The sequence below is a fragment of the Verrucomicrobiota bacterium genome (assembly GCA_019247695.1).
Taxonomy (GTDB): domain Bacteria; phylum Verrucomicrobiota; class Verrucomicrobiia; order Chthoniobacterales; family JAFAMB01; genus JAFBAP01.
This window is the reverse complement of record JAFBAP010000011.1, coordinates 1-3,125: the sequence shown is the minus strand read 5'-3', so window position 1 is coordinate 3,125 and position 3,125 is coordinate 1. Positions and strand designations below refer to the sequence as shown.

General features: G+C 60.1%; 5 protein-coding genes. 4 read left to right on the top strand and 1 reads right to left on the bottom strand.

All coding sequences use genetic code 11. From position 1 onward, the window contains the following. The coding region (locus JO015_01075) for an AAA family ATPase (protein MBV9997681.1) at positions 1-203 on the bottom strand (203 nt) is incomplete at its 3' end. 187 nt (positions 204-390) lie between these two features. On the opposite strand from JO015_01075, the gene JO015_01070 reads away from it, so the two are divergent. From JO015_01070 to JO015_01055, 4 genes are all read left to right on the top strand, one after another. Continuing rightward, a complete protein-coding gene (locus JO015_01070) occupies positions 391-648 on the top strand; it encodes a hypothetical protein (protein ID MBV9997680.1) in 258 nt (85 codons plus the stop codon). A 125-nt stretch (positions 649-773) separates the two neighbouring features. Then, a complete protein-coding gene (locus JO015_01065; protein ID MBV9997679.1) occupies positions 774-1,262 on the top strand; it encodes a hypothetical protein in 489 nt (162 codons plus the stop codon). 35 nt (positions 1,263-1,297) lie between these two features. Further along, positions 1,298-1,906: a hypothetical protein gene (locus JO015_01060; protein ID MBV9997678.1), complete on the top strand. Its 609-nt coding sequence runs from the start codon at positions 1,298-1,300 to the stop codon at positions 1,904-1,906. Positions 1,907-2,418: 512 nt separating this feature from the next. Beyond that, the gene (locus JO015_01055) at positions 2,419-2,997 is read left to right on the top strand and encodes a Uma2 family endonuclease (protein MBV9997677.1); all 579 of its coding nucleotides are present in this window, start codon (positions 2,419-2,421) and stop codon (positions 2,995-2,997) included. The last annotated feature ends 128 nt before the right edge of the window (positions 2,998-3,125 follow it).

The following is a 3,125-nucleotide window of genomic DNA, read 5'->3' as shown; positions in this document are numbered from 1 at the left end:
GTGTCGATGAGTAACTGATCGTAAGCGTGGCCGTCCCTGGCCCGCGTGCCGCCGAAACGGGCGAGGGACTTTGTGGCGGTGCCCTGCGCGTCATAATCGCGGACGGCGACGGTCTGGCCCGTTTGGCGGAGGGCTTCATGAAGGAGGATGCAGAGCGAGCTTTTTCCCGTTCCGCCCTTTTTTCCGAGGAGCGCGATTTTCATGAGGGGGCCATCAATCGAGCTGAAGGCTTATTGCCTAGAAGGCTTTGAGGCAAGCTTTACCGGCCCAGCACCAGGAAAATCGGGACAGACAGGCGAACCCGTTAACAAGGCATGTATCCTTTTAGGATTGAATCATTAAATCCTATTTACCTTTATGGCTTATTTGCTGTAAGGCTGTCCTGTGAACATGACCGAAACCCGACTCACCTGGACCAAGGCGGTACCCGAGCCCGCCGAGCTGCACGTTGCCGAGTGCGGCATGTACGTCTTTGAGATCAGCCGCAGCACCGACCAGGGTTACGTGCTGCAAATGTGGCAGACCCGGCCGGAGGATTGGCCGCTGCTGGTTTGGGAAATGGACGGCTTCAGCCTGGATGAGGCGAAAGGCCGGGCTGAACGCCTGGCTGACCAGCACGTTCCAGTCATCTTGTCGGGCCAGTCCTAATCCGCCTCGGCCAAACCCTTTGACTGGTGCTATGGGGCTGCCGTTTTTTAATCTCCTGAAATCAGCTCATCAAAGGTCGAAACGGGATTGACAAGCCGAACAACTCTCCTTCGGATGTGCCGGCTATGAGAAAGCTTGTCCTTATTGCAATGGTCGTTGCGGTGGCTGGTTGCGCGGTTGCGCCTGCACCCCAGCCACGCACCGCCGTCTACAACCCGTCGGAATACGCGCCTTATGGACGCAAAGGCAACGGGCGCATCCTGGGGCAAGCGTTCCTTAAAACTGTAGGCGGCGATGTGAAGTATGGCGCCGGATGCGACGTGGTGTTGCACCCAGTGACCAGTTTGACAACCGAATGGTTTGAAAAACACATCGTGCAAAGGATTCCTCTACAGGCGGGTGATCCGAGGGGCGACCAGTACGCGGTACGCACCATCGCCAACGGAGAAGGACGATTCGGCTTTGAGCATTTACCGGCCGGGCAATACTACCTGACCTGCGTGATCAAGTGGGGCGTGCCGAGCGACATCGGCGTGCTTCCGGCAGGCGGGGTCGCCTACGCCAAGGTCACCGTGCCCGAGAACGGCACCGTAGCGGCAATCGTGACGAGGTGAGGATGCCCGACGATCAAAGCCAACGCCCTAGGCGAATGATCACTACCAAAGCGGATGCCGCAATGCCTCGAAGTCGCAACTACACCTGTCTCGTGCTCGCCAGTCTTGCTCTTCTTGCGCCGTCCTACGCAGACGACCTTTCGAACGAAGCCTTGGCAAAACGGGTCCAGGAACTTGAAAAGCGGCTCAGCGCCATTGAGAGCATTCCCCAGGTGGCTGCAATGCTGAAACTCCGTGAAGAGGTCAATGCCTTGCCGTCCCCCACGCCAAACCCCACTCCGCAGGAAAACGCGCCACTTATGATCTCTGATTGGCAATACCAATTCAAGGATGGCGAATACGAGTGGGATAAACGGCACCTGATCCGGTACGCACTCACCAACCGAACGGATCACGCCATTAAACTGGTCGATGGCTCCCTAACCTTTCGGGACTTGCTGGGAGAACAAATCTTTGTCCGACTGGATCAGGACGTCTTTTACCCTCCGCACGATACCGTACCAACGCAAGGCGCATGGAAGATAAATCCCCTTAACCCTGAAGAGATGCGGCTGCAGCGTATGAATCATGACAACGTAAAGGCCGAAGTTCTGATCCGTCGCGTTGTGTTCGACGACAACACCGTTTGGAGCGCCACCCCTTGAGGCGCGGGCGCTGCGGGTGTTTTTTGTCGGCTACCGCCTAACTGTGGAAACGGCAGCAGAGCGAATCGCCGCGCCCCGGCCCACTGCCGACCAAGGGAGGCGGGACCTTTGACCCCAGAGAAGAGAGGCCGGCTGCGCTCGCGCAAGGTCGTCAGGGCTCCTTAAACGGCATCCTTCCCGGTTTCGCCGGGCCCCTGCCCTTTACCGCCCTGGCTCTCTTGCCCCTCGCCCCCGCTCCGCCGGAGGTATCGGGTTATGATCGGGAAAGGAATGTTTCCATTCCCTCGAATCGTCCCGGGTTGCCCGATGAGCGCACGCATCCCCGTTTGCGCGCGTTTGCCTTGGGGCGATCCCTAAAGCCATCAGCGATGAACCCCCTGCTTCCGGAAGGGACGGAGCAACCGACCCCAGCGGCCGCGGCCTGAGGTTACGCGCCCTCGCGTTTAGAGGGTGCGCCCTCTAGTAGGACCAGGTATGATTCCGTACGGCCCGCAGAGGCGACCGCCGACCCTATGAGCACCCTTACCCAACCGCCCCCGGTCCACTTCGATGCCGTGCGCCGGTTTACGGTCGAGGAGTATTACCGGTTGGTGGAGGCCGGCATCCTGGAGGAGGATGCCCGCGTCGAGCTGCTGGACGGCCAAATCATCCCCATGGCGCCGATCGGCCCCGAACACCACTGGATCCTGGACGAACTGACCGAAACCTTTGTGGAGCAACGCGGCGGGCGTTTCAAAGTCGGTCCGGGCCGGTCCCTGCCGATCCGGCCCCACGACGTGCCCGAACCGGACTTGGTGCTTTACCGGCCCGGCATCGGTCGCCGGCGGCACCTCACTGCTGCGGACGTGCTGCTGGTGATCGAAATCGCCGACAGCACCCTCACTCACGACCTGGGCTACAAAGCGGACCTCTACCGGCGGGCCAAAATCCCGGAATATTGGGTGGTTGACGTCCGCCACCGGTGCCTGCGGGTCTTTACGCTGGCCGGCGAGCGCTACGAAACCAGAACCGTCAGGGAGGGCAAGGCGTCGCCGCAGGCTTTATCGGGGGTTGAGATTGATGTGACGGCCCTGCTGTCGAGCGGCGCTTGAGGGGGATTGGTACCGTTTTTGCGCTTCGAAGGGCGAGAGCCCTTCCCGAACGCAAAAGTTCGTTACCGTCGCACCCGAACCGGAGCGATGCGGCAAGGAAGCAAACGGCTTAAATAGAGGGGACCCCC

Excerpts from the sequence above, each read along its gene's own strand:
- JO015_01065 (MBV9997679.1), top strand. The coding sequence starts at position 774 with ATGAGAAAGCTTGTCCTTATTGCAATGGTCGTTGCGGTGGCTGGTTGC.
- JO015_01055 (MBV9997677.1), top strand. The coding sequence starts at position 2,419 with ATGAGCACCCTTACCCAACCGCCCCCGGTCCACTTCGATGCCGTGCGC.
- JO015_01060 (MBV9997678.1), top strand. The coding sequence starts at position 1,298 with ATGATCACTACCAAAGCGGATGCCGCAATGCCTCGAAGTCGCAACTAC.
- JO015_01070 (MBV9997680.1), top strand. The coding sequence starts at position 391 with ATGACCGAAACCCGACTCACCTGGACCAAGGCGGTACCCGAGCCCGCC.